27 protein-coding genes are annotated in these 22,968 nt (G+C 44.4%); 13 read left to right on the top strand and 14 right to left on the bottom strand.

The window, feature by feature from the left end; translation table 11 throughout:
- Positions 1–87 precede the first annotated feature (87 nt).
- The gene (locus J7I80_RS14165) at positions 88–669 is read right to left on the bottom strand and encodes a DUF5366 family protein (RefSeq protein WP_251027769.1); all 582 of its coding nucleotides are present in this window, start codon (positions 667–669) and stop codon (positions 88–90) included.
- 184 nt (positions 670–853) lie between these two features.
- Positions 854–1,057, bottom strand: coding sequence for a hypothetical protein (locus J7I80_RS14160; protein ID WP_214738984.1), 204 nt, complete (start codon positions 1,055–1,057; stop codon positions 854–856).
- Positions 1,058–1,274: 217 nt separating this feature from the next.
- Between J7I80_RS14160 and J7I80_RS14155 the strand changes: the two genes are divergently transcribed.
- The 8 genes from J7I80_RS14155 to J7I80_RS14120 all read left to right on the top strand — a co-directional run bounded on the left by J7I80_RS14155 (position 1,275) and on the right by J7I80_RS14120 (position 8,338).
- Complete coding sequence (locus J7I80_RS14155; RefSeq protein ID WP_214738983.1) at positions 1,275–3,692, top strand: Na+/H+ antiporter subunit A; 2,418 nt, start codon at positions 1,275–1,277, stop codon at positions 3,690–3,692.
- Positions 3,679–4,101 (top strand): Na(+)/H(+) antiporter subunit B, encoded by a 423-nt coding sequence (locus tag J7I80_RS14150; protein WP_023626644.1) that lies wholly within the window; start codon positions 3,679–3,681, stop codon positions 4,099–4,101. The genes J7I80_RS14155 and J7I80_RS14150 overlap by 14 nt, the downstream gene beginning before the upstream one ends.
- A complete protein-coding gene (locus J7I80_RS14145) occupies positions 4,101–4,442 on the top strand; it encodes a Na(+)/H(+) antiporter subunit C (protein WP_214738982.1) in 342 nt (113 codons plus the stop codon). The genes J7I80_RS14150 and J7I80_RS14145 overlap by 1 nt, the downstream gene beginning before the upstream one ends.
- Positions 4,435–5,916: a Na+/H+ antiporter subunit D gene (locus J7I80_RS14140; RefSeq protein ID WP_214738981.1), complete on the top strand. Its 1,482-nt coding sequence runs from the start codon at positions 4,435–4,437 to the stop codon at positions 5,914–5,916. The genes J7I80_RS14145 and J7I80_RS14140 overlap by 8 nt, the downstream gene beginning before the upstream one ends.
- Positions 5,917–5,922: 6 nt before the next feature.
- Positions 5,923–6,399, top strand: a complete 477-nt coding sequence (locus tag J7I80_RS14135; protein WP_214738980.1) for a Na+/H+ antiporter subunit E — start codon at positions 5,923–5,925, stop codon at positions 6,397–6,399.
- Positions 6,400–6,446: 47 nt separating this feature from the next.
- Complete coding sequence (locus J7I80_RS14130; RefSeq protein WP_483297705.1) at positions 6,447–6,689, top strand: Na(+)/H(+) antiporter subunit F1; 243 nt, start codon at positions 6,447–6,449, stop codon at positions 6,687–6,689.
- A complete protein-coding gene (gene mnhG / locus J7I80_RS14125) occupies positions 6,667–7,038 on the top strand; it encodes a monovalent cation/H(+) antiporter subunit G (RefSeq protein WP_214738978.1) in 372 nt (123 codons plus the stop codon). Before J7I80_RS14130 ends, mnhG begins: the two co-directional genes overlap by 23 nt.
- A gap of 148 nt (positions 7,039–7,186) precedes the next feature.
- Positions 7,187–8,338 carry an FAD-dependent monooxygenase gene (locus J7I80_RS14120; protein ID WP_214738977.1) on the top strand — a complete coding sequence of 384 codons (1,152 nt, stop codon included), beginning with the start codon at positions 7,187–7,189 and terminating at the stop codon, positions 8,336–8,338.
- 1,066 nt (positions 8,339–9,404) lie between these two features.
- Here J7I80_RS14120 and J7I80_RS14115 read toward each other — a convergent pair.
- Positions 9,405–9,791: a PaaI family thioesterase gene (locus J7I80_RS14115; RefSeq protein WP_214738976.1), complete on the bottom strand. Its 387-nt coding sequence runs from the start codon at positions 9,789–9,791 to the stop codon at positions 9,405–9,407.
- A gap of 124 nt (positions 9,792–9,915) precedes the next feature.
- Here J7I80_RS14115 and J7I80_RS14110 point away from each other — a divergent pair, with 124 nt between their 5' ends.
- Complete coding sequence (locus J7I80_RS14110) at positions 9,916–10,077, top strand: asparagine synthase (protein ID WP_214738988.1); 162 nt, start codon at positions 9,916–9,918, stop codon at positions 10,075–10,077.
- Between the two features lie 192 nt (positions 10,078–10,269).
- On the opposite strand, the gene J7I80_RS14105 is transcribed toward J7I80_RS14110, so the two are convergent.
- Entirely contained in the window at positions 10,270–10,902 is a 633-nt protein-coding gene (locus J7I80_RS14105; protein ID WP_214738975.1) for a DedA family protein, read from the bottom strand.
- A 203-nt stretch (positions 10,903–11,105) separates the two neighbouring features.
- On the opposite strand from J7I80_RS14105, the gene J7I80_RS14100 reads away from it, so the two are divergent.
- Positions 11,106–11,453, top strand: coding sequence for a YuzC family spore coat inner layer protein (locus J7I80_RS14100; protein ID WP_214738974.1), 348 nt, complete (start codon positions 11,106–11,108; stop codon positions 11,451–11,453).
- A gap of 58 nt (positions 11,454–11,511) precedes the next feature.
- Here J7I80_RS14100 and J7I80_RS14095 read toward each other — a convergent pair whose 3' ends face one another.
- The 5 genes from J7I80_RS14095 to J7I80_RS14075 all read right to left on the bottom strand — a co-directional run bounded on the left by J7I80_RS14095 (position 11,512) and on the right by J7I80_RS14075 (position 16,203).
- Positions 11,512–11,700 carry a hypothetical protein gene (locus tag J7I80_RS14095; RefSeq protein ID WP_041966154.1) on the bottom strand — a complete coding sequence of 63 codons (189 nt, stop codon included), beginning with the start codon at positions 11,698–11,700 and terminating at the stop codon, positions 11,512–11,514.
- Between the two features lie 94 nt (positions 11,701–11,794).
- The gene (locus J7I80_RS14090; RefSeq protein WP_214738973.1) at positions 11,795–12,391 is read right to left on the bottom strand and encodes a sulfite oxidase-like oxidoreductase; all 597 of its coding nucleotides are present in this window, start codon (positions 12,389–12,391) and stop codon (positions 11,795–11,797) included.
- A 285-nt stretch (positions 12,392–12,676) separates the two neighbouring features.
- Positions 12,677–13,990 carry a Na+/H+ antiporter family protein gene (locus tag J7I80_RS14085; protein WP_214738972.1) on the bottom strand — a complete coding sequence of 438 codons (1,314 nt, stop codon included), beginning with the start codon at positions 13,988–13,990 and terminating at the stop codon, positions 12,677–12,679.
- A gap of 218 nt (positions 13,991–14,208) precedes the next feature.
- Positions 14,209–15,720 carry a leucyl aminopeptidase gene (locus tag J7I80_RS14080; protein ID WP_483297703.1) on the bottom strand — a complete coding sequence of 504 codons (1,512 nt, stop codon included), beginning with the start codon at positions 15,718–15,720 and terminating at the stop codon, positions 14,209–14,211.
- A gap of 105 nt (positions 15,721–15,825) precedes the next feature.
- Positions 15,826–16,203: a DUF309 domain-containing protein gene (locus J7I80_RS14075; RefSeq protein ID WP_214738971.1), complete on the bottom strand. Its 378-nt coding sequence runs from the start codon at positions 16,201–16,203 to the stop codon at positions 15,826–15,828.
- A gap of 123 nt (positions 16,204–16,326) precedes the next feature.
- Here J7I80_RS14075 and J7I80_RS14070 point away from each other — a divergent pair, with 123 nt between their 5' ends.
- Positions 16,327–16,800 carry a divergent PAP2 family protein gene (locus J7I80_RS14070; protein ID WP_214738970.1) on the top strand — a complete coding sequence of 158 codons (474 nt, stop codon included), beginning with the start codon at positions 16,327–16,329 and terminating at the stop codon, positions 16,798–16,800.
- Positions 16,801–16,836: 36 nt separating this feature from the next.
- On the top strand, positions 16,837–17,604 hold the full coding sequence (locus J7I80_RS14065) for a cobalamin-binding protein (protein WP_214738969.1): 768 nt from the start codon (positions 16,837–16,839) through the stop codon (positions 17,602–17,604).
- A 52-nt stretch (positions 17,605–17,656) separates the two neighbouring features.
- On the opposite strand, the gene J7I80_RS14060 is transcribed toward J7I80_RS14065, so the two are convergent.
- The 5 genes from J7I80_RS14060 to J7I80_RS14040 all read right to left on the bottom strand — a co-directional run bounded on the left by J7I80_RS14060 (position 17,657) and on the right by J7I80_RS14040 (position 21,545).
- Entirely contained in the window at positions 17,657–18,367 is a 711-nt protein-coding gene (locus J7I80_RS14060) for a 3D domain-containing protein (protein ID WP_214738968.1), read from the bottom strand.
- A gap of 196 nt (positions 18,368–18,563) precedes the next feature.
- Entirely contained in the window at positions 18,564–18,884 is a 321-nt protein-coding gene (locus J7I80_RS14055; protein ID WP_214738967.1) for a YuiB family protein, read from the bottom strand.
- Positions 18,885–19,211: 327 nt separating this feature from the next.
- Positions 19,212–19,337: a YuiA family protein gene (locus tag J7I80_RS14050; protein WP_214738966.1), complete on the bottom strand. Its 126-nt coding sequence runs from the start codon at positions 19,335–19,337 to the stop codon at positions 19,212–19,214.
- Positions 19,338–19,492: 155 nt separating this feature from the next.
- Positions 19,493–19,975: an NUDIX domain-containing protein gene (locus J7I80_RS14045; RefSeq protein ID WP_214738965.1), complete on the bottom strand. Its 483-nt coding sequence runs from the start codon at positions 19,973–19,975 to the stop codon at positions 19,493–19,495.
- A gap of 352 nt (positions 19,976–20,327) precedes the next feature.
- The gene (locus J7I80_RS14040; protein ID WP_167833620.1) at positions 20,328–21,545 is read right to left on the bottom strand and encodes an NAD(P)/FAD-dependent oxidoreductase; all 1,218 of its coding nucleotides are present in this window, start codon (positions 21,543–21,545) and stop codon (positions 20,328–20,330) included.
- Between the two features lie 374 nt (positions 21,546–21,919).
- Here J7I80_RS14040 and J7I80_RS14035 point away from each other — a divergent pair, with 374 nt between their 5' ends.
- On the top strand, positions 21,920–22,915 hold the full coding sequence (locus tag J7I80_RS14035) for an NAD(P)/FAD-dependent oxidoreductase (protein WP_214738964.1): 996 nt from the start codon (positions 21,920–21,922) through the stop codon (positions 22,913–22,915).
- The last annotated feature ends 53 nt before the right edge of the window (positions 22,916–22,968 follow it).

Genomic DNA, 22,968 nt, shown 5'->3' with positions numbered 1-22,968 from the left:
ACATTACCTTTTTGGCACACCAATTTTGTCCGTCATCTCATCTCTATGACCGGAAGTCACCTAATAAAAATAAAATCATCGTCTAGTCTAGATCGGCAGACTTGCGACCAGGCTGTTATACACTTTTACCGCAAGATAAATGATGCCAAGCACAAGCGTACTCCAGAGGATGACCTGGAAGAACACAGTTCCAATCAGTCCTGCCGCTGTGAGCTTGGGGCTGATTTTATAAACAAAGTAAATGAAATAGACCATTGTTGCTAATAAAAATATGGAACCTATTCCGGTGAAACTGAAGAAGCTGGCCAGTGCTGCAATTCCGCCAGCAAAGTAAACAATGGCTCCTTTGCGGATCAGTTTAAGGCTTTCTCCTTCATGGTCCCTGGAAAATAGTAAAAGGCTGACTTCATTGATGGTATCGGCAATCAGCTTCAAAGCAGCGAACACCATGAAATAGACCACCATCAGCAAAGCCAGCAATGATAGCTTAATCCCGGTATCTGAAAAGAATTCGAGCATCCCATCGTAAATTCCGGCATTTCTCAGGATGGAGATTAACTCGATTTCCGTCCTTAGTGACAGGGCCAGGCTGAACATAATGATCGACAGCAGCGGAAAGTAGCCTGTTAAGTATGGATTTCTCATAGACAATTCACTCAATTCTTTCATTTCATGCTATTCATTATGAAAGAAATTATGGTGACCGGCAACAACAATATGAAACGACAAACTCCCCGTAAGCTTTTACCAGAGCTAATCGGCAGGAAAACTCACAAAAGAAAAAAAGCCCCTTTACAGGAACTTTAATTTTTTTGAAACCTTTTTGCATCTCGTCCGTAGAAAAAGGTTGGTGTTATTGTGGAACAATCCGGACGTATTCTCTTGAACCGAATGGTACATAATTGGCTGTTTCAACCTCGTCCATATCTGATTGCTGGATTTTCAGCACTCCAGGTCCTTTTTTTGACAACTCTTTTTCATCGTTTTGATCGAGAAACATGAACCCCGTGAACAAACTCAGGAATATCCCAACGCATACAATCAGCTTTCGGGCCATGGCTTATCCCCCCTATTCACTGTTAGTATGCAAAAAGAATCATGATTTTATTCAGCAATGGATAAAACCTTGATTCTTCAAGGTCGATGACATGCATCACCAACTTTTTTACGATATAATTTTCTCATCAGTGAGTTGGGGGCATGAACTTGGTTAAATTGGCAAAAAATATAATGTTAAGCCATGAATATGGAATTAAATAAGGAGGTATTATCTTTTGTCTTTACTTCACCTTGCAGTTTTATCACCGCTTTTACTCGCGATCTTAATTCCATTTTTACATAAGTATTTCAAGAGTATCCATACGGGCTGGTTCCTGCTGCCGCTTCCGGCCGTGCTGTTTGCCTATTTCCTGCAGTTCATCAGCACAACAGGCCATGGCGGGACGGTTATGGAGACCGTACCCTGGATTTCTTCGCTTGGAATTGATTTCACGTTAAAAGTTGACGGCCTTGGGCTATTGTTCGCCCTGCTGATCACGGGAATCGGCGCATTGGTTGTCCTGTATTCGATTTATTATCTAAATCCGGACAAAGAAAAGCTGAATACTTTCTATGTCTACCTGCTTTTGTTCATGGGCGCGATGCTCGGAGTCGTTTTGTCGGACAACCTGATTGTGCTCTATACTTTCTGGGAATTGACCAGCTTTTCGTCTTTCTTGCTGATTGGCTACTGGAATCATCGTGAACGATCTCGTTACGGTGCGCAAAAATCAATGCTGATTACAGTTTTCGGGGGATTGTCGATGCTCGGGGGCATCTTGATGCTCTATATCATCACAGGAACCTTCAGCATTTCCGAAACAATCGAAATGTCCAATGAAGTCGTGAATCATCCTTTATTCACCGCGACACTGATCCTGTTCTTGCTGGGGGCTTTTACAAAGTCAGCTCAGTTCCCATTCCACATCTGGCTTCCTGATGCAATGGAAGCACCAACGCCAGTCAGTGCGTACTTGCATTCTGCGACGATGGTAAAAGCGGGAATCTATCTTGTTGCCCGTATGACTCCTGTATTTGCCCATTCAGGCACCTGGGTCTGGCTCGTTGCCGGAGTTGGAGTGATTACATTATTCTGGGGTTCGTTCTCTGCGGTAAAACAAACTGATTTAAAAGCAATTCTTGCTTTTTCAACCGTCAGCCAGCTCGGCATGATCATGTCGCTTCTCGGCGCCGGTGCTGCTGCGCTGCATTATGGCACGATTGAAAATGGCTATTATATCGTTGCCGTCACCGCCGCAGTCTTCCACCTGATCAATCATGCCACATTCAAGGGCAGCCTGTTCATGGTAACAGGGATCATTGATCACGAAACAGGGACAAGGGATATCCGCAAGCTTGGCGGTTTGATGAATTTCATGCCAATCACCTTTACACTTGCGATCATCGGAACGTTTTCAATGGCCGGAATTCCGCCGTTCAATGGGTTCCTGAGCAAGGAAATGTTTTTCACAGGCATGCTGCGCATAGCAGAAATGGATATTTTCAATATGGACACATGGGGCATCCTGTTCCCAATCATCGCCTGGACAGCAAGTGTTTTCACATTCCTGTACAGCATGATGTATGTATTCAAGACATTCATGGGCAAATACCAGCCTGAGAAATTGGAAAAGAAGCCGCATGAGGCGCCAGTCGGAATGCTTATTTCTCCGGTTATCCTTGCATCACTAGTCATCATTTTCGGCATTTTCCCTAATGTACTGTCACATAACATCATTTCGCCGGCAATGGGATCGATTCTTCCTTCATTGCTTGAAAGCGGAGAAGGGTTCGATGTCCATATTTCACATTGGCATGGCCCAACTGCTGAATTGTTCATGACAATCGGTGTGATTACAATCGGGATATTACTTTACAAGTTCATGCCTAAATGGGCAGGGATTTATAGCAAGCTTCCTTCACGGATGACATTCAATCGTTTTTATGACCGCGGCACTGAACTTTTGGAGCTGACATCAAGAAACATTACAAAGTCGTACATGACCGGATTTATACGGTCATATCTCGTTTATATTTTTTCATTCTTTATTTTGGCTCTTGCTTCAACACTCATTTTTAAAAACGCATTTAAATTGGATTTGAGCGATGTTGCACCAATCCGCTTTTTTGAAGTCGTGCTCGTGTTGATCATGGCCGTATCCGCCATTACCATCCTGTTTGCCAAATCAAGGCTGACTTCGATTATCCTGCTTGGCGCGGTTGGCTATACAGTAGCTCTATTCTTTGTCCTGTTCAGGGCACCTGACCTGGCACTGACACAGCTGGTCATTGAAACAGTATCTGTTGCACTGTTCCTTCTGGCGTTTTATCACCTGCCGCAGATCAGGAGAAATGAGGAGCGAATCCGCTTCAGGGCTACAAACGCGCTGATCTCGATTGCCGTAGGTGCAATTGTGACGATGATTGCCCTATCAGCTCACAGTAATAAAACATTTAGCTCCATCTCGGAGTATTATGTTGAAAATACTTATAAAAAAGCCGGCGGTGAAAACATGGTCAACGTTATCCTCGTTGATTTCCGCGGCTTCGATACAATGTTTGAAATTGCCGTTCTTGGCATTGCTGCCCTTGGTATTTTTGCGATGATCAAGCTTCGGCTGACAAGGGGGAGAGAACTTGATGAAAACAAATGATGTCATCCTCCAGACTGTTACAAAGTTTGTCCTGTTCGTCATCATCCTGTTTTCAATCCATCTGTTTTTCGCAGGCCATTATTATCCGGGCGGTGGATTCATCGGCGGATTGATGACATCTGGTGCGATTGTATTGCTTTTACTTGCATTCGATATCAAGACAGTCAAAATGATTTTGCCGTTTGATTATATTAAAGTTGTCGCTGTCGGTCTGCTCATTGCGATCGGAACAGGTGCCGGTGCGTTATTTTTCAATATGCCGTTCCTGACACATGCATATACTTACGCCTATTTGCCGCTCCTCGGCAAGACATCTTTGCATACAGCGGTATTGTTTGATACAGGGGTCTTCCTTGTCGTCATTGGTGTAACAATGACCATTATTCAAACGATTGGAGAGAGCGAATAATGGAAATCTTAATGTCTTTTCTAATTGGAATTTTATTTATGACAGCCACTTACCTTATGCTTTCAAAAAGCTTGCTCAGGATCATTATTGGGACAGGGCTGTTAAGTCACGGTGCCCACCTTCTCCTGCTGACAATGGGAGGCTTAAAAAGAGGTGCGGCCCCGCTTCTGGGAGAGCATGCCCCATCCTATGCCGATCCGCTGCCACAGGCACTGATCCTGACAGCGATCGTCATCAGCTTTGGTGTTACAGCATTCTTCCTGGTTGTTGCCTACCGGGCCTACCAGGAGCTTGGAACCGATAATATGGATCGCTTGAGAGGAAAGGAAGGACATGAATAATCTAATCATATTACCCATCTTGATTCCTCTGATTACAGGGGTTGTACTTATTTTTTTCACTAAAAACATCATGGCTCAGCGATGGATTTCAGCGATAAGCGCACTGCTCACAATTGTTGTTTCCTTCTTGCTGGCAAACCATGTTTATCAGAATGGCATCCAGACGATGGATCTCAGCAACTGGGAAGCACCATACGGCATCACGCTTGTATCGGATATGCTTTCCGCCCTGCTTGTATTGACGACAAGTATCATCGCCTTTGCAGCATTGTTTTACTCCTTCAAATCCATAGGAGAAGCTCGTGAAAGATTTTTCTATTATCCAGTCGTCAACTTCTTGATTGTCGGGGTTAACGGAGCCTTTACGACGGGTGATATTTTCAACTTGTTTGTATTTTTCGAAGTGATGCTGATGTCATCATATGTCTTGATTGTATTGGGCGGGACGAAGATCCAGCTCCGCGAATCGATTAAATACATACTCGTGAACGTTATTTCATCTGCTTTGTTCGTTATCGCTGTCGCCTATTTGTATTCTGTGGTAGGGACGCTGAATATGGCGCATATCTCGGTGAGACTCAGCGAAATTGGGAGTGCCGGGATCATTACGGTGATTGCCGTATTGTTCTTGATTGTATTCGGTTTAAAAGGAGCGATCTTCCCGCTTTATTTCTGGCTGCCAGGATCGTATTACGCACCGCCAGCACCTGTCATGGCGCTGTTCGGGGCATTACTGACCAAGGTTGGCGTATATTCGATCACCAGAACCTATACATTGTTCTTTTATCATGATGTCGGCTATACACATCAATTGCTCCAAATCCTCGCTGTCATGACGATCATTGCCGGGGTCATCGGGGCACTGGCATATACCGATATCAAAAAAATCATTATCTATAACATCATCGTAGCCGTCGGTGTCATCTTATTCGGGGTATCTGTCCTGACACCTGAATCTCTCACTGGATCGATTTTTTACCTGATCCACGATATGAACATCAAGGCAACACTGTTCCTATTGATTGGGATTATCATCGTGATTACCGGGACGAGCGACCTTGAGAAAATCAGCGGCCTGATCAATAGATACCCTGCACTTGGATGGACGTTCTTCATTGCTACAGCCGCACTTGCCGGCATTCCGCCGCTTAGCGGTTTCGCAGGCAAATTGATGGTTGTGCGTTCAGGATTTGAAACTGAAAACTATATTGGTGCCTTCGTTGTACTGATGTCGAGCTTGCTTGTCCTGTTTTCAGTCATGAGGATTTTTATCAGGGGCTTTTGGGGAACGCCAAGAGCCTATAAGAATGAAGATAAGGCACCTGTAAAATGGCTGCTCGTTGCACCTGCAATTCTGACTGCGTTCGCTGTGTTATACGGCTTCGGAACCGAGGCTATTTATCCGGTTATCTCAACAGCTGCCGAAACGCTTGCCAATCCGGAAATCTACATCAATGCTGTTTTAAAGGAGTGATGAGCTATGGCTTTTCAAATCTTGCTGAATTTCATTCTGGCCTTTGTCTGGATGTTCCTTAAGACATCCTACTCCCCGGCCTCCTTTTTCGTCGGGTATTTCTTCGGCCTGCTCATCATTTATATTTTCCGGCGCTTCTTCACTTCCCGCTTCTATTTATTGAGGGTAGTGGCCGTATTGAACTTGATTTATATTTTCACATTGGAACTGATCCTTTCCAATATAGCTGTTTTAAAGGCGGTACTTAGACCCAAGCTTAATATCAAGCCTGGCATCTTCGCCTTCCCGACAGAATTGAAGGAAGACTGGGAAATTACGATGCTCGCAAACCTGATCACTTTGACTCCTGGAACGCTTGTCGTCGATGTTTCACCTGACAACAGGATATTGTATGTTCATGCAATGGATATCAGTGATGCGGATGAAGCAATTCAGAGTATTAAAAATACGTTTGAAAAAGCGATTATGGAGGTGAGCCGATAATGTTTGAAGCGGTTTTATGGATTTCAGTTACCTTCATATCACTTGCGATGATTGGTCTTATTTATCGAGTGATCAAGGGCCCAACCGTTGCAGACCGGGTAGTGGCCCTCGACGCAATCGGCATAAGCCTAGTTTCTGTGATTGCTTTAGTATCCATTGTTCTTGAAACCAGTGCTTTTCTGGATATCATCCTGTTGATTGGTATCCTGGCATTCATCGGAACAGTAGCCTTTTCAAAATTCCTTGAGAAGGGAGTAATCATGGAATATGACAGAAATGGAGATCGTTAAGTTTTTCGCAGGCCTGTTCATTCTGCTCGGAGCCTTTCTAAGTCTTGTGACTGCTTTCGGGCTGATCAGGCTTCCTGACGTTTATACAAGGAACCACGCAGCATCGAAAAGTGCCACTATGGGGGTCATGCTCGTATTGCTGGGTACCTTTCTTTACTTCTGGTTAATTGAACATCATTTCAATTCCCGGTTATTGCTGGGGGTAGCGTTCATTTTCCTCACTTCTCCTGTTGCAGGGCATTTGATTGCAAGGGCTGCCTATAACAGTGGAGTCAAGCTATCAGACCGCACTGTCCAGGACGACCTTGCAAAAGCACGGAAAGCGATGAAAGCGGAAGAATTGAAATAATCATGGTAAAAGGTCATCAGGTATATCCACCTGATGGCTTTTTTTGTCCATGTAAAATTCAATTTTTATCCATATCAACCAAAGGATTAGTCACGTATAGTTAAGATATGATTAGGATTCCTGTTTTGCGGAATGGAGGTTAAGTGTTATGAACTATGCAAGAATCTCAATTGTCGGCGGCGGAATCAGCGGGTTAAGCACAGCAATTGCACTGCAAAAGAAAGGGATATACGCGGAGGTGTATGAAAAAGAAAAAAATGTACATGAACCTGATACCGGAATCATCCTAAGCGGCAATGCCATTCGAGCCTTCTACATTATGGGATTGGGACCAGAATTGCGTTCAAGCGGATTGGATGCTGACGGCTGTTTGCTTAAATCCGATTCGGGCAGTACCATCGCCGAATTCGACTATCATGCTCCATCCCATATCCCAAATTACCTGTTCATCCACCGTTCAGAACTTCATAGAATTTTGACAGATGCGCTCATTCCTGGGTCCCTCCACTTTGATAAGCATATGATTGATTTTAAACACGATGACACTTTGACATTATTTTTTGAAGATGGCACCAGTATAGAATCTGACTATCTTATTAGCTGCGACGGTGCTGCCTCACAAACTCGCAGAAAACTGTTCCCAAATAGCAGCCTGGTTTATTCAGGTTTCTCCTGCTGGAGAGGCATCTTGGATGATCCGCCAATGCAGGTGCACGACTACACTGAAACCTGGGGGGCAAGGGGAAGATTCGGGATTGCTCCGTTAACAGATGATCAGGTGTTTTGGTATGCATTGAAAAAATCCTCTACAGAAAACAGCGACATGAGTGAATGGTCCCCTATCGATTTATTGTTCAACTTTTTTTACTACCATCAACCAATACAGGAAATACTGGAAAATACCTCTCCCGACCAGATTATTTACGATAATTTATATGAATTGAGGCCTTTGACACCTCTTCTTGCCGGAAAAATTCTGTTACTTGGTGATTCAGCGCACGCCTCCATGCCCAATATAGGCCAGGGTGCATCACAGGCTGTCGAAGATGCTGTATACCTGGCAAAATGGATCAGTATCGAAGAGACAATAGATCAGGCATTTGTAAAGTATGCTGCACAAAGGCAGGAGCGTATGAAGATCGTTAAAGACGAAATGAAAATTTATGGATTGGCAGCGCAGATTGATTTTCCCGTCCTATGCTCAATCCGCAACAAATTACTCCAGATGACACCTGCTGCCTTCCATAATGAAAAGCTGAGGAGGGTGTTTGAAATTGTAGAAGATATGGATGCATTGTGACGGGCTGACTTTTGACAGTTTTTCCGTGTTTCTTGTGAAAGCTGTCTGAACCTGGGCTGAATTCTGACAGCTTTTCCCCTTCACAAGCCAAACCTGTCACAATGACGGCTTTTTCTTGACAGCTTTTCTACTCCACAAGCCAAACCTGTCATAATAATTACTTTTTCTTGACAGCTTTTCCCCTCCATAAGCCGAACCTGTCATAATAACGCCCGTTTCTTGACAGCTTTTCCCCTTCACAAGCCAAACCTGTCACAATAACGGCTTTTTCTTGACAGCTTTGCTCCTCCATAAGCCAAACCTGTCATAATAACGCCCGTTTCTTGACAGCTTTTCCCCTTCACAAGCCAAACCTGTCACAATAACGGCTTTTTCTTGACAGCTTTGCTCCTCCATAAGCCGAACCTGTCATAATAACGCCCGTTTCTTGACAGCTTTGCCCCTTCACAAGCCAAACCTGTCATAATAACGCCCGTTTCTTGACAGCTTTGCCCCTTCACAAGCCAAACCTGTCACAATAACGCCCGTTTCTTGACAGCTTTTCCCCTCCATAAGCCGAACCTGTCACAATAACGCCCGTTTCTTGACAGCTTTTCCACTTCACAAGCCAAACCTGTCATAATAATTACTTTTTCTTGACAGCTTTTCCCCTTCACAAGCCAAACCCGTCATAATAACGGTTTTTTCTTGACAGCTTTTCCACTTCACAAGCCAAACCTGTCACAATAACGGCTTTTTCTTGACAGCTTTGCCCCTGCACAGGCCAAACCTGTCACAATAACGGCTTTTTCTTGACAGCTTTTCCCCTCCATAAGCCGAACCTGTCACAAGAACGCCCGTTTCTTGACAGCTTTGCCCCTTCACAAGCCAAACCTGTCACAATAACAGCCTTTTCTTGACAGCTTTTCCCCTTCACACTCCAAACCTGTCACAATAACAACTTTTCTTGACAGCTTTTCCCCTTCATCAGCCAAACCTGTCACAATCACCAACCGCTAATCAACGACTTTCAGCACTCTTCCTTTCCAAGCCTGACCAAATGAAAAAACCAGCCAATTTGGCTGGTTCATTTCCTCCGTTTTATAACAGCGATTGTACATCTTGAAATGCAAACAAGGTTTTCTTCTTCATCGGTGATTTTTATATCCCAAACCATGGTTGTTTTTCCCTGATGAAGGACAGTTCCGACAGCTGTTACCAGGCCGTCCTTTTTTGCCTTGATATGGTTGGCGTTGATTTCAAGGCCGACCACTACTTCATTTTCCTTGTCGACTAGCTCGAATGCTCCAACACTGGCGACTGTCTCTGCCAGTGCGACAGAGGCTCCTCCGTGCAGCAAGCCGAATGGCTGCCTTGTACGGTCGTCGACAGGCATTGTCGCTATAACCTTTCCTTTTTGCAGCTCGGTTATTTCTATTCCCAGTGATCCAAGCAGTGTGTTGTTAAGTTCCAATCTTATTACCTCCTTATATTTTCCAAACAATTTACTATCAAGAACAGGAAAAACTATTATTGTCCTTCGCAAAAGGACGCATCATAAAAATGAGGTGATCCATTTGAACCGAATTCGTGAAGGCATGATTCCTGCGGTGCTCGGAACGGCTGTAACAGCAGCGGGTTACGCTATGAAACAAAATCGCAAAATCGATAAGATGGTTTCTAACACCATATTCGGCTTCGGGTTAGCCCATATTGTTCTGGGAGCCATTGACCTGGTCGAACACCGGAATGAGTTTTAGCCAGCCAGTCCGAATATCTGGCATATCACTGCAATGACTGTCTTACAGGAATGCGGCTTTTGAGCCCTCTTTCCAAAAGAATACCCTCAACAGGAGGCGGCTTTTTGGGCTGCCTCTTCTTAGGACAATCCTAATATGAAAGGCGGCTATTTCAGGCGGCCTCTCCTGAAGTATCCATCATATAAAAAGCGGCTATTTTCGTTGCCTCTCCTGAAGGATAACTTCTTCAGTCCCAATTGCGGCCTTTATTTTTCTCCGGCGCAGGACGAAAATGAAAGTTATAATGGCGAGAGCAAGCATCACCAACCAGACTTCTTTGTTGTATTTCATGACAATGTCCATTTTATCTCCAAATAGATAGCCTAGCACGAAAATGATGGAAACCCACACGAATGCGCCACTATAGGCAAAAATGGCAAAGGTTTTAAACGGAAGCCTGCTGAAGCCATAGAGCAAAGGCACCAAGTATCGAACTCCCGGGGCAAAACAGCTTAACGACAATGAAAAAGCATGGTACTTCTCCATTAGCTTCATCGCAGATTCAATCGAATTCGCGAATCGTTTCTTTTTTTCCAATAACCCCAGCACTCTTCTCCCTATTATTCTTCCCAGTATGTAGCTCGTGGTAAAGGCGGCAGAAATCCCCATGTATGTAACCAAAAATGCAAGGACTGGGTTCAATGCCCCTTTAGCCGAAGCGAGTCCTACAGTCGTCAGGATAACCTCATTGGGTACTGGAATGACGAAAACCCCGAACCATAGCCACAAAAACAAACCCAAATAGCCATTATCTTCAATTATATTGATAACCAGCTCCAGATCCATGGGTCACCCCCTCCATCCCACCTTGGTCCGATTCTATTTCACAATAGAAGTTAATATGTATAATAATTCTCCTTTCGTCCTTATTTCACCTCTTTTTTTCCTATTTTGCAGGGCTTTAGCTTTTCTCTTCTTCATACTTAAGGACTTATATTCATACATTGAAAAAGGTCGAAAACTTACCTGTAAGGAAGGGGAAGCTGCTTATGCATTGTTTATTTTTTCATAAAAAGCATGCCAGGATTGATACTGCTCGTCCATATCCGGAAGTGAATTCTACACTGTTCAAAACTTCAGCACAAAAAGCCATTTCATTAATGGAAGACGCCAATCTTGTGATGACTAAAATAACTTCATCTACTTCTTTTTCCAGTGATTTAATGGCTGCCGCACAGCAATCTCAGCAAAATGAAGTAGAAAGATTGATCCAATCGACCGGGATTAAGAAGAAACCCAAAATCACTTTTAACCCGGATGGTCTCACGATGAATTTCGTTGATTATGCAGGTGACAAGGAATGCTGCCATATCATCACGCAGCTGAGATGGGAATGAGTATGATTTAAAAATGCCGCTGTTCCAGGACAGCGGCCATGTTAATTGGTTTTTTCATTTAGTAATAAAACGGATAGCCATAGCCGTATCCATAGCCGTATGGCGGGAATCCGCCATAACCGTAGCCATATGGGCGCGGATATAGTAGCGCGCTGCCTAACAGTCCCCCGAGTACTCCTCCAACAAAAGGACCTCCAAAGCCAAAGCCAAATGGGCGTCTGCCACCGTAAAATGGTCTTCTATACATCAAGCTACCTCCCTCATATATTTGCCTACATTACTTCATATGCAAACATAGAGGCTATTGAATGGGCGTTTGTCCATTAGACTAGAAAAAAAGCCTAATCCCAGGTCATCCGCTGTTCCTTCCATGGATCTCCATACATATGGTAACCATTTTCTTCCCAGAATCCGGGTTTATTTTCAGAGACGAACTCAATGCCTCTGATCCACTTCGCGCTCTTCCAAAAGTACAGATGAGGAATCACGGCTCTTAATGGATAGCCATGTTCCGGGGTTAACTCCTTCCCGTTATGGGAATGGGCAAGCAGGCTCGTATCCTTAAGAAAATCCTCAATCGGCAGATTCGTCGTCCAATTTTCCTCAGCATGGAGAATGACATATTTAGCACTGTCGCTCGGCCTGGCCAGCCTGGCTAACTCCTGTGTGGCAATCCCTTCCCAGACATTATCCAGCTTTGACCAGCCAGTCACACAGTGTATGTCATTGCCGGATGTCATTTGCGGCAATGACATCAGCTCTTTATATGATAAAGCCACTTCTTTTTCTACAAGACCAAAAATCTTCAAGGTCCAATCATCGAGATTCTTATAATACGGCACATTGCCATAATGCAGGACAGGAAAAGAGGTCGTGACATTTTGGTTCGGCGGGACTCTGTCCGATGGGCCCTTTTTACGCGTTTTTCCGAAATACATGAATGATCCACCCCTTCTTTTACAAAAAGATTAGTGCCCAGCTCCAGCGGTTGTCAGAGCTGACCTGGTCGCTTGCGCTTTTCTTATTGTCCAGCTTCAGCGCCTAGCCCCTCGAGTCGTTTCGGTCCTGCCAATGAAGTCAAAGAACGACTTCACTGTCAGGCCCTCCAACGCTTGTCGGGGCTGAACAAGGCGCTTGCGCTTTTCTTATTATCCTACAGAATTTCCATTTTAAAATAAACAAAGCCGCCCTGCCCAAAGAGCAAGACGGCCTTATTTTCCGAACTATAATACCATCGCGGCAATCCAGCCAAAAAAGATCAATGGAATATTATAGTGAACGAATGTAGGGACAACCGTGTCCCAAATGTGGTTATGCTGGGTATCAGCATTCAAACCGGCTGTCGGACCAAGTGTGCTGTCTGATGCAGGTGAACCTGCGTCACCAAGTGCAGCAGCCGTTCCAACAATCGCAATCGTCGCCATCGGGCTGAAACCGAGTTGAAGGCTGAGCGGTACAAATATCGTAGCAATAATTGGAATCGTCGAGAATGAAGAACCGATTCCCATTGTAACCAGCAGCCCGACAATAAGCATCGCCAGCGCGCCAAGGGCCTTATTATTGCCAATCGCATCAGCAGCCTGTGCTACCAGCGTTTCAACGTGTCCGGTTTCCTTCAGGACATCCGCAAAACCGAAAGCAGCAAGCATGACGAATCCGATGAATGCCATCATCTTCATGCCTTCTGTTAAAAGATTGTCGGCTTCACGCCAGTTTATTGCTCCGCTCGCATAGACAACAAGGATACCAGCCAGCGCACCGATAATCATCGAACCAAAGTAAAGCTGGGCAGCAAGCGCTGCAACAATCGCAACAATAGAGAAAATAATCCCGACTTTGGAATACTCGCTTTTTTCTACCTGGACTACTTGATAGTCCTGATAGATTCTAGGCTTTCGGTAAGATACGAAAATGGCCATCAACAATCCAACAACAAGGCCAGCAACTGGCAGCATCATCGCTGTCGGGATATCGCCCATATCGATTTCCATTCCACTGTCAGCCATGTTCGTTGCCAGGATATCGTGGAAAATACCTCCGAAACCCACTGGCAGCAAAATATAAGGCGCTGTCAGGCCGAATGTTAATACAGAAGCAATTAACCGGCGATCTATTTTCAGCTCGTTGAAGATAATCAACAACGGCGGAATCAAAATTGGAATAAACGCAATATGGATCGGAATCAAGTTTTGCGAGAAAATCGCCATCATTAAAATCAGGATGATAATAATCGCTTTGGAATATGTTTTGGCTTTCGGCTCTCCGTTCTTGCCAATCATGCCGATCATCCAATCAACCATCAAATTGGGCAAGCCAGTTTTGGAAATAGCGACAGCAAACCCTCCAAGCAGCGCGTAACTAAGCGCAACCTCGGCACTGCCTCCAAGGCCTCCGGTGAAAACCTCAATCGTTTTCTCTATACTCAAGCCGCCTGTCAGCCCGCCGATCAGTGCTCCGGCAATCAATGCCAACACAACATTGACACGAAGCAGGCTCAGGACAAGCATCGCCAGGACAGCAATAATAACTGCATTCATTAGGAGTTCTCCTCTCGATGATAGTGTGCATTTTACTTTAGTATGGTAAATTGGTAGAGAATTAAAATGACAAGTATTAAATTATCATAGAAATGTTTTTTGTGTCAATGGGTTTATTTGAAATAGTAATTAATTTATGGTCAGAAATGAGTAGAGATTTGGGCCGCAACAAAAAACCCCCAAGCCGGATTCATCCAGCTTTGGGGGCTTTCAATCTACTATTCTTTATCTGCTGCTGTCTCGAACCTTTCGACAAGCAAAGCCAATGTGCGGGCCATGACTCCGGTTGCGCCTGCTGGTCCGAGGTCATATTCTTTGCTTGTTGTCGCAGTTCCGGCGATGTCAAGATGCACCCATGGAGTGCCTTCTGCGAATTCGCCAACAAACGCTCCGCCCATGATGGCATGGCCTTCTGGGCCTGGAGAATTATTCAGGTCAGCGATCTTGCTGCCGCGGACGCGCTCAATGTCGCGCTCGAACAATGGCAGGCGCCAGATTGGCTCACCTGATTCATAAGAAGCCTCGAGTACTTGTTCAAAAAACTCTTCGTTGTTCGTCAATGCACCTGAAGTGTGCAGCCCTAACGCCGTAATGACACCGCCAGTCAGGGTTGCGATATCCACCAGATAGTTCGCACCATGATGCTTCGCGTAAGTCATAGCATCAGCTAGCACAAGGCGTCCTTCCGCATCTGTGTTCAATACTTCTATTGTTTTTCCGCTCATGGACGTAATCACATCATCCGGCTTGAAGGCTGTACCCGAGATCATATTGTCTGTAGACGGAATCACGGCTACGACGTTTTGCTCTGGCTTCAGTTCGCCGATGATCTCCATCGCGCCAAGCACCGCTGCTGCACCGCCCATATCAGACTTCATGCCGACGATGCCAGCCTTTGTTTTGATTGAGTAACCGCCTGTGTCGAACGTGATTCCCTTGCCGACAAGGCCGATTACATCCTTCCACTCTTCCTTGCCCTGATACTTCAGGACAATCATTTTCGGCGGCTGTGAAGATCCCTGGTTGACCGCAAGCAACGCGCCCATGCCGAGCTTTTCCATTTCTTCTTTTTCTAAAATTTCTGCTTCGAATTCATATTTTTCTGCCAGCTTCAACGCATATTCAGCCATGTCTGTTGCAGTCAAAAGGTTGCCTGGAGTATTCACGAGTGTACGTGCCGAGTTTGTTCCTTTACCAAAAACATAGCCGACCTCAGCTGCAGCTTCCACTTCGCCCTCTTCGTCCGCGCTGTAGACCGTCAGGCTTTCGATCCGCTTTTCAGGCTCGTTTGATTTTAGCTTGTAGCCTTCGAATTCGTATGTAGCCATCGGGAACGCTTCCCCTAATGCATGCGCTGCATCGTTAAGCTCAACCTTCTCACTTGTAAAAGTATCTAAAAGCACTGCTGCTTCCGTCCATTTCTCTTTCTTTGCAGTTTTGAACAGATGGCCGAACGCGTCCCTTAATGTTTCGAAATTATAGTCTTTTTCATGCCCAAGACCGACAAAATATACTTTTTTTGCGCCAATTTTACTGAAAGTATGTATTTTGGAAATCGCTTTTTTCTTAGTCGAGATATCCCCGCTCTTCACAAGTTCAGTCAGCTGACCGTCAAAAAGCTGGTCTGCTTCGGCCATGGCACCTTCAAAGCCAGACGGCTTGTTGAACAAGCCAATCACCAGGCAGTCATGCCTGTTTGAAAAACTAAATTGATCATTCATTTTAAACAAATCATTCACCCCTACAGATTGATAAGTTCATTATATCGAAACTCTTGAAATATTTCGAATTCCTAATCTTGCTGACAGGTACATTCTCCTGCAGCAGTGCATTTTTCAATCTTCAAGATACAAATATAAAACTGGAAGCACTGGCAGCGTCGGAACATCCTCATATGGAACCCGGTCGATTTCAGCAGGGAAGGTACTCAGGCATTCATCGATAAAGGGATAGACCTTCTCCAAATTCAGTCCCCAGTATACCGGACGGTACGTTTGCAGATAGTCGTGGGCCGCCTGCATCATCAGCCGTGCTCCCTTCACATTCCCGTAGCTGTAGTGGTAAATGGCAACACTCATCTGCAGCAGGCCTTTTAAAAAGAGATTGCCTTTATCCGTCATCCACATATCTTCAAGCAAGTCATGGCAGGTATAATAGTCCTCTTCGTTGAACTTAATAAAGAACTCGTAATACTCATCAGGGTAGTCCATCAAATCCTTCACCTCAATCCTGAAGTATTAAAACTATTTTATCAGACCTTTAAAATTAGCTGTAATGTTATAATTGAACTTGGGTATTACTTAAAAAGGTACTTTTTTATATAGGGGGAAACAGCCATGGAATTATTAACGAATTTCCCATTATGGGCTTCACTTGCTGCGATTTTTTTCGCGCAGTTCGTAAAGGTCCCGATTCAATATATTGCGACGAGGAAAATCGACTGGTCGCTTTTGACAAGTACAGGGGGAATGCCAAGTTCCCACTCTGCTGCGGTTACAGCACTGGCAACAGGTGTGGCGCTTGAAACCGGGCTGGATTCAGCCGTTTTCGCGGTTGCCGCTGTTTTTGCGATTATCACGATGTTTGATGCATCAGGTGTCCGCAGGCAGGCGGGGGAGCAGGCCATCGTCTTGAACCAGCTTGTTGCTGATTTCGGCCGATTCGCCCAGGAGGCAAAGGGCTGGCAGGATAAGCCTGAAAAGGAGAAACAGAAAGAACTGAAAGAATTGCTCGGCCACAAACCAATCGAGGTATTCTTCGGCGGGCTGACAGGTGTGGTATTGACATTACTTCTTCATTTTCTCCTTTAAGGCTTGATTGAATTAGATTAAAAGCAGGTGAATCAATTGAGAGTCATATCATTATGTCCCAGCAATACAGAAATCATGGAATTCCTTGGGCTGACGAATCTCCTTGTCGGTGTCGATGATTTTTCAGACTGGCCTGAATCGGTAAAATCACTGCCTCAGCTCGGACCTGACCTTTCGATTAACCTTGACCTCGTCGACGAATTGAAGCCAGACCTCGTCCTTGCGTCTTTAAGCGTTCCAGGAATGGAAAAGAATATTGAGGGTTTGGCTGCACGCAATATTCCCTATATCGTCTTAAACCCGCAATCTTTGGCAGATATTGAAAACGATTTGATCGTTACAGCAAATGCCCTGAACATGCCAGATCGCGGCCAGGAAGCCGCTGGACAGTTCAGGAGCAGACTGGAGAACATCAAGCAAAAAGCATCCGGTGTCCGCCAGAGACCAAAGCTTTACTGGGAATGGTGGCCAAAGCCGGTATTCACTCCTGGCAGCATCAACTGGCTGACAGAAGTGTCCGAGGCTGCCGGTGCTGAAAATATTTTCAAGGACGTTGAGCTCGCAAGCGTGCAGACGGACTGGGATGATGTGAAATCGCGAAACCCGGACTACATCTGTGTCGCCTGGGTCGGTGTCAGGAAGCAAAAGGTGAAGAAAGAATTGATCATCAATAGACCTGGATGGCCGGAACTTGAAGCTGTCAGAAACGACAGGATCCTGATTCTCGAAGAAGAACTATACTGCCGACCATCCCCAAGGCTTCTCGATGGCCTGGAAAAATTGCATCATCTCATTCATGCTTAATGTCAGAATCACTAAAAAGGCACTTTCCAATCAAGGAAAGTGCCTAAACTTTTTATGATTTTTTGCCGCCTGTATATTGCTGGCGGAAAACCTGCATGGATTCATTTTCGTTAAGTGCCTTTAAATCGGATTCTGTCAGCTTCCCATTGCCAATTTCAATGACATATACATCCAATGTCTTCTTGCCCCACTGCTCGTATACATCTTTTACCGTATCATAATAAAGGTCTACCTTATTCCCCTTGATTGCGCCGCCTTTATCGGCAACCACACCGAATCCGTATCCCGGAATGAACAGGATTGTCCCAATCGGAAATACGTTTAGATCAGCCGCGACAGTTGAATACAGGTCACGCTTCACTTTTACACCAGAATAAGTGATTCCATACCCTGGGTGCCCAGGATTTTTCCCAGTGGATTCAACCCCTGCTGTATACCCTGTTGCAATGATTTTTTTGGTCGGGTATTGCGACCAGTTCAATGACTCCTCAAGTGTGGGCTGCGTCCCGGCTACCTTTTCGCTTGAAGATATCTTTGTTGTAAAATCGGATATTTTTTTCAAAAACTTAAAAGCGAGTCCTATGGATTTCTTTTTATGATCTATACTTGAGTTTTCCTCTTGTGGTATTCCTGCACTATCAAAAACGTATGTAGAAACAGTAGAAGCTTCAACTCCCGAAATCGAATGAAACGTAGAAGTTATAGCAGCAAAAAATAAAACCGCCATAGCTGAGCGTCTTGCCCACATTTTTAAAATATTCATATAATTTTTCACTCCTCCCAAAACTATTAATTTCCCAACAAAACAAGAAATATTCCAAAAGGAGCAAAAAAGTGATAAAAGTCCTATTTACATTCCATTAAAAGTAAAATTTTATCGATACTTAATTATAGTGTCCAACAACGAAACCGAATTCATACATATAAAAAAACCTCCAAATAATTGAAGGTTTTTTGTATCAGAACATTTGATATCCTTTTTTTCGCAAAAGCCTTATGACTATACCAGCTAAAATGGCACCTGCCAAACCGCTGCTTAAGATCAGTACGTCGGCCATTGCCAATTGTGTAAGCCGCTGTCCGAGATCACTGAAGGCTTCACCGCTATTTCTGAAGTAGTCGATAAACGGATACTTATCAATAATGAAAATCGCAATTAAAGGATAAACTATCGCCATGATCCATGACATCCTCAGCAGCATATTCAATAAAAAGCCAATCCCGAAGAACAGGACAAAAAACAATAACATCGAAATGATCAGTGTGACAACCGTCATCATGCCTATATCCCCCCATTAAACATCATTTCTAGTTTACTGTTTGTCCGTTTTCGAGTCAATGAAATGGTGTAAGTCTCATGATTTTGGGACAAGGTTCTTTTCTCAAACTTTGTAGCTATTGACTACAAAATAGGATTGTATTACCTAAGTTTCTTTACAAAATTAGAGCTTATTATGAGAAAAGAGCTTGCAAACTTAGTACCGACATACAAAATGACTTTACATCACGTTAAAATCGGCTTTAGAATTTTAACAACACTCTTTACGAAAACAGCCTTGGACAAAAAGAAAAACCCCGCATTGTGCGAAGGTCAAAGATGCAGTGCCTTATTTTTTTGATTGGCCGGACCCGCTGCAGCATGTGCATGTTTCTGAACCGCCAAGCAACAGCTGGAAATAGCCTTTACCAGAGCAGTATGGACATTCCTTTGAATCGTGTGTGTGCATGTTCATTTGTGAACCTCTCCTTTTATTATTGAATTTTCTGATAATATATCAGAAATTCTCCAATTTTGAAAAGGTTCAAATTTGACCAAAAAACCACATTGAAAACGGATACATCATCTTTTTTCTTTAAATATCTGTCACTCTCTTTAAATTTCAGAAAATTATAAAAATAATTGATATGCACTATAATGAAATTGCTCTCCTGGATCCATTCCAGCCGTTCCCGGAACAACATGATCAATTGGCTTACTTAAAAGGAAATGCAGAAGCAGCGAAGTATCAGGGTCTGCTTTCAGTTGTTCAGGCAGCATGAATCTTGCATCATACAGCTCACTTTCCTCAACCTTTACCTTTTGATCCGGCAACGGAACCAGCCGAAATACGAGCATATTATCACTGATGGATTCCCGGATCACACCAGTCCGCAGCCCAATCAGCCCGGCAACCTTACACTCCACACCAGTTTCTTCATACACTTCCCTAAGGACTGCCTGATCAGCCGTCTCCCCTTCATCAACAAAGCCTGCCGGAAGTGACCAACTGCCTTTCAGGCCACCATATCGCTTTTTGACGACAAGCCAGCTCCCATCCTCCGAAGTCACAACCCCGGCCACACCAAGCCATACATTTTCACGTTTCCCCATTCATTTCCCCATCCCATTGCTAGTTTGTACTATTATTGTACCCTACCAGGCGGGAATCGTCAGGGTATCCGTCCGCGTGGGCAAGACTCGCATGATAAGACCCAAAAGCGCAAGCGCCTTGTTCAGCCCCGACAAGCGCTGGAGGGCCTGACAGGGAAGTCGTTCTTTGACTTCATTGGCAGGACTGAAGCGTCTCGAGGAGTTAGGAGCCGCAGCTAGACAAGCGTCTCGAGGGGCTAGGCGCTGGAGCTGGATTAAGAAACCGAGATGTAGTTATCCACAGAAAAATGCTTTTATAATTCCTCTTCAAAGAAAAAAACAGACCCCCTTAGGAGCCTGTTTCCATTATCTATTATAGAATGTTGAATTTACCTTTTTTAAGAACCATTGAAGGACCGCCGATCATGTAAAGCGCACGGTTATCGATCATTTTTTTCATGAAGGAAGCTTTCGTGCCGACCATTTTCTTGCCAAATGCAACGCCGATTGCGTCATCTTCTCCAAGTGAACATACTGTTCCCTTGATATCCGGAGTAAAAGTTTCAAGCTCGGATTTGCCCCGGACTAGAGCTGCAAGATTCCTTGCACATACTTCACCCTGCTGCATTGCGATTTGTGCAGTCGGAGGATATGGACGATTGATTTCTTCATTGATGATCAATGAGCAGTCACCGACGATGAATACATCTTCTGAACCTGGCAGGCGAAGGTCCGGCTGGACTTTCACACGGCCGCGCATTGCTTCGATTCCTGACTTTTCGATGACAGAGTTTCCGCGGACACCCGCTGCCCAAACCACTGTTCCAGCTTTGATTTCTTCGACTTCTTCTTCGCCTTTGGCAACGATGATGCCTTCAGGAGTCGCTTCTTTGATGGCTGTGCCGATGCGGAATTCCACACCTTTTTTCTCAAGTGTAGCAACCGCATAGTTCACAAGCTCAGGATCGAAACCAGGAAGAACCATTGGTGCAGCTTCGACACAGACGATTTTCACCTTGTGGTAATCTACATCATATTCACGGCAAAGTTCAGGAACGCGGTTTGTCAGTTCTCCAAGGAACTCGATTCCTGTGAATCCTGCACCGCCAACGACGATTGTCAGGCGCTCATCTTTCTTTTCCGCTTCAGTATTGTAAGTTGCGAATTGGTACTCGATATGCTCACGGATTTGTCTGGCTGAGTTGACATTGACGATAGAGAAAGCATACTCTTTCAAGCCTTTAATACCAAAAGTTTCAGGTTCAGCACCAAGGGCGATGACTAGGTAGTCATATACGACGTCACCACTATCAAGGATTACTCGCTTTTCTTCCAGCTTGATTTCTTCAACAGAACCCTGGACGAACTCAACCTTATGGCGATCGATTACATCACGTACATCATAACGGACTTTGTCATGGTGCAAAGTTCCTGCTGATGCTTCATGCAGCCATGTAGTTTCATAGTGGTAATCATTTTTGTTGATAAGGACAATGTCAGCTTCGTTTACTCCTACAGCTTTTTGTAAACGGGTAGCTGTCATTAATCCCCCGTATCCTGCTCCTAAAATTACGATCTTTGGCTTTCTCAAAGTGATCACTTCCACCTTTTTAAAATATTTTTGGTCGATGGGCTCATCTCTATCTGCCGCCATCTTTTTCCGGATAAGTTTGTGATATTATTCACTAAAGTGTTCAAAAAAATGTCCTAAAAATGTCACAAAATCTTAACATTATTGCCTACCATCCATCTTATTCTTTTTGCGCCGCATTTTCAAGCGATAGAGTTAACTTAAAAATATTCAGAAAATAGGCTGATTTCACTATTTTTCAGTCATGAAAAGGGAATTTTCTATGAAATATATTGTTCCACAAGGAATCTTCTATTATGATTAGGAGTTTATTTTTACGTTTTATGGTATTATAAAAATTGGAGCAATTTTACTACATGTGAGGGGGATATGGAGTGAAAGAAGATCAAAAAGTTTATGACATCACGATTATCGGCGGGGGGCCTGCTGGTCTGTTCACTGCTTTCTACGGCGGAATGAGACAAGCATCTGTTAAGATTATTGAAAGTTTGCCACAATTAGGCGGGCAATTGTCAGCACTTTATCCTGAAAAGTACATATATGATGTTGCCGGTTTTCCAAAAGTCCGTGCCCAGGAGCTGATCAACAACCTGAAAGAGCAAATGGCGAAATTCGAGCCTGCTACTGCTCTTGAGCAGTCAGTTGAAAAGCTGGAAAAACTGGAAGATGGAACAATTAAGCTTACTACTGATAAAGAAGTTCATTATACAAAAACAGTCATCATCACAGCAGGAAACGGTGCGTTCCAGCCTCGCAGACTGGAACTTGAAAGCGCTGCCCAATACGAAGGCAAAAACCTGCACTATTTTATCGACGACTTAAACCAATTCGCTGGCCAAAAGGTTGCCGTATTAGGCGGCGGCGATTCAGCTGTTGACTGGGCATTGATGCTTGAGCCAATCGCTGAACAAGTAACCATCGTCCACCGACGCGATAAGTTCCGCGCCCATGAACACAGTGTTGAAAACCTGCAAAACTCAAAGGTTGATATCAAGACACCTTATGTGCCAACAGAACTTGTTGGCGATGGTAATGCAATCAGCCAAATCGTTCTTAAGGACGCGAATAGCGATGATTCTGTAGCCGTTGACGTTGACGCAGTCATCTGCAACTTCGGATTCGTTTCATCTCTTGGACCAATCAAGGAATGGGGCCTTGAAATCGAAAAGAACTCCATCGTTGTCAACTCAAAAATGGAAACGAATATCCCGGGCGTTTATGCTGCAGGGGACATCTGCACATACGAAGGGAAAGTCAAGCTGATCGCAACAGGATTCGGTGAAGCTCCTACAGCTGTCAACAACGCAAAATCCTATATGGATCCAAAAGCGAAGACACAGCCGCTTCACAGTTCTTCGATGTTTAAATAGAAACGGAAAAGCGCAAGCGCTTATCATAATGCAAAAAAAGCAAGGTCCGCGGA

It is taken from the genome of Bacillus sp. ISL-41, from assembly GCF_018613235.1.
In the GTDB taxonomy this organism is placed as follows: Bacteria; Bacillota; Bacilli; order Bacillales; family Cytobacillaceae; genus Mesobacillus.
The sequence above is the reverse complement of the archived record's forward strand: the minus strand, read 5'-3'. Positions and strand labels throughout refer to the sequence as shown.

What these genes read in the sequence shown, in the direction of transcription:
- J7I80_RS14105 (WP_214738975.1), bottom strand. Translation starts at nt 10,902, where the DNA reads ATGGATCTGGAGCTGGTTATCAATATAATTGAAGATAATGGCTATTTG.
- J7I80_RS14110 (WP_214738988.1), top strand. Translation starts at nt 9,916, where the DNA reads ATGATTCCTGCGGTGCTCGGAACGGCTGTAACAGCAGCGGGTTACGCT.
- J7I80_RS14070 (WP_214738970.1), top strand. Translation starts at nt 16,327, where the DNA reads ATGGAATTATTAACGAATTTCCCATTATGGGCTTCACTTGCTGCGATT.
- J7I80_RS14145 (WP_214738982.1), top strand. Translation starts at nt 4,101, where the DNA reads ATGGAAATCTTAATGTCTTTTCTAATTGGAATTTTATTTATGACAGCC.
- J7I80_RS14095 (WP_041966154.1), bottom strand. Translation starts at nt 11,700, where the DNA reads ATGTATAGAAGACCATTTTACGGTGGCAGACGCCCATTTGGCTTTGGC.
- J7I80_RS14050 (WP_214738966.1), bottom strand. Translation starts at nt 19,337, where the DNA reads ATGAACATGCACACACACGATTCAAAGGAATGTCCATACTGCTCTGGT.
- mnhG (WP_214738978.1), top strand. Translation starts at nt 6,667, where the DNA reads ATGACAGAAATGGAGATCGTTAAGTTTTTCGCAGGCCTGTTCATTCTG.
- J7I80_RS14060 (WP_214738968.1), bottom strand. Translation starts at nt 18,367, where the DNA reads ATGAATATTTTAAAAATGTGGGCAAGACGCTCAGCTATGGCGGTTTTA.
- J7I80_RS14085 (WP_214738972.1), bottom strand. Translation starts at nt 13,990, where the DNA reads ATGAATGCAGTTATTATTGCTGTCCTGGCGATGCTTGTCCTGAGCCTG.
- J7I80_RS14100 (WP_214738974.1), top strand. Translation starts at nt 11,106, where the DNA reads ATGCATTGTTTATTTTTTCATAAAAAGCATGCCAGGATTGATACTGCT.
- J7I80_RS14120 (WP_214738977.1), top strand. Translation starts at nt 7,187, where the DNA reads ATGAACTATGCAAGAATCTCAATTGTCGGCGGCGGAATCAGCGGGTTA.
- J7I80_RS14165 (WP_251027769.1), bottom strand. Translation starts at nt 669, where the DNA reads ATGAAAGAATTGAGTGAATTGTCTATGAGAAATCCATACTTAACAGGC.
- J7I80_RS14090 (WP_214738973.1), bottom strand. Translation starts at nt 12,391, where the DNA reads ATGTATTTCGGAAAAACGCGTAAAAAGGGCCCATCGGACAGAGTCCCG.
- J7I80_RS14135 (WP_214738980.1), top strand. Translation starts at nt 5,923, where the DNA reads ATGGCTTTTCAAATCTTGCTGAATTTCATTCTGGCCTTTGTCTGGATG.
- J7I80_RS14140 (WP_214738981.1), top strand. Translation starts at nt 4,435, where the DNA reads ATGAATAATCTAATCATATTACCCATCTTGATTCCTCTGATTACAGGG.
- J7I80_RS14045 (WP_214738965.1), bottom strand. Translation starts at nt 19,975, where the DNA reads ATGGGGAAACGTGAAAATGTATGGCTTGGTGTGGCCGGGGTTGTGACT.
- J7I80_RS14055 (WP_214738967.1), bottom strand. Translation starts at nt 18,884, where the DNA reads ATGATGACGGTTGTCACACTGATCATTTCGATGTTATTGTTTTTTGTC.
- J7I80_RS14130 (WP_483297705.1), top strand. Translation starts at nt 6,447, where the DNA reads ATGATTGGTCTTATTTATCGAGTGATCAAGGGCCCAACCGTTGCAGAC.
- J7I80_RS14150 (WP_023626644.1), top strand. Translation starts at nt 3,679, where the DNA reads ATGAAAACAAATGATGTCATCCTCCAGACTGTTACAAAGTTTGTCCTG.
- J7I80_RS14160 (WP_214738984.1), bottom strand. Translation starts at nt 1,057, where the DNA reads ATGGCCCGAAAGCTGATTGTATGCGTTGGGATATTCCTGAGTTTGTTC.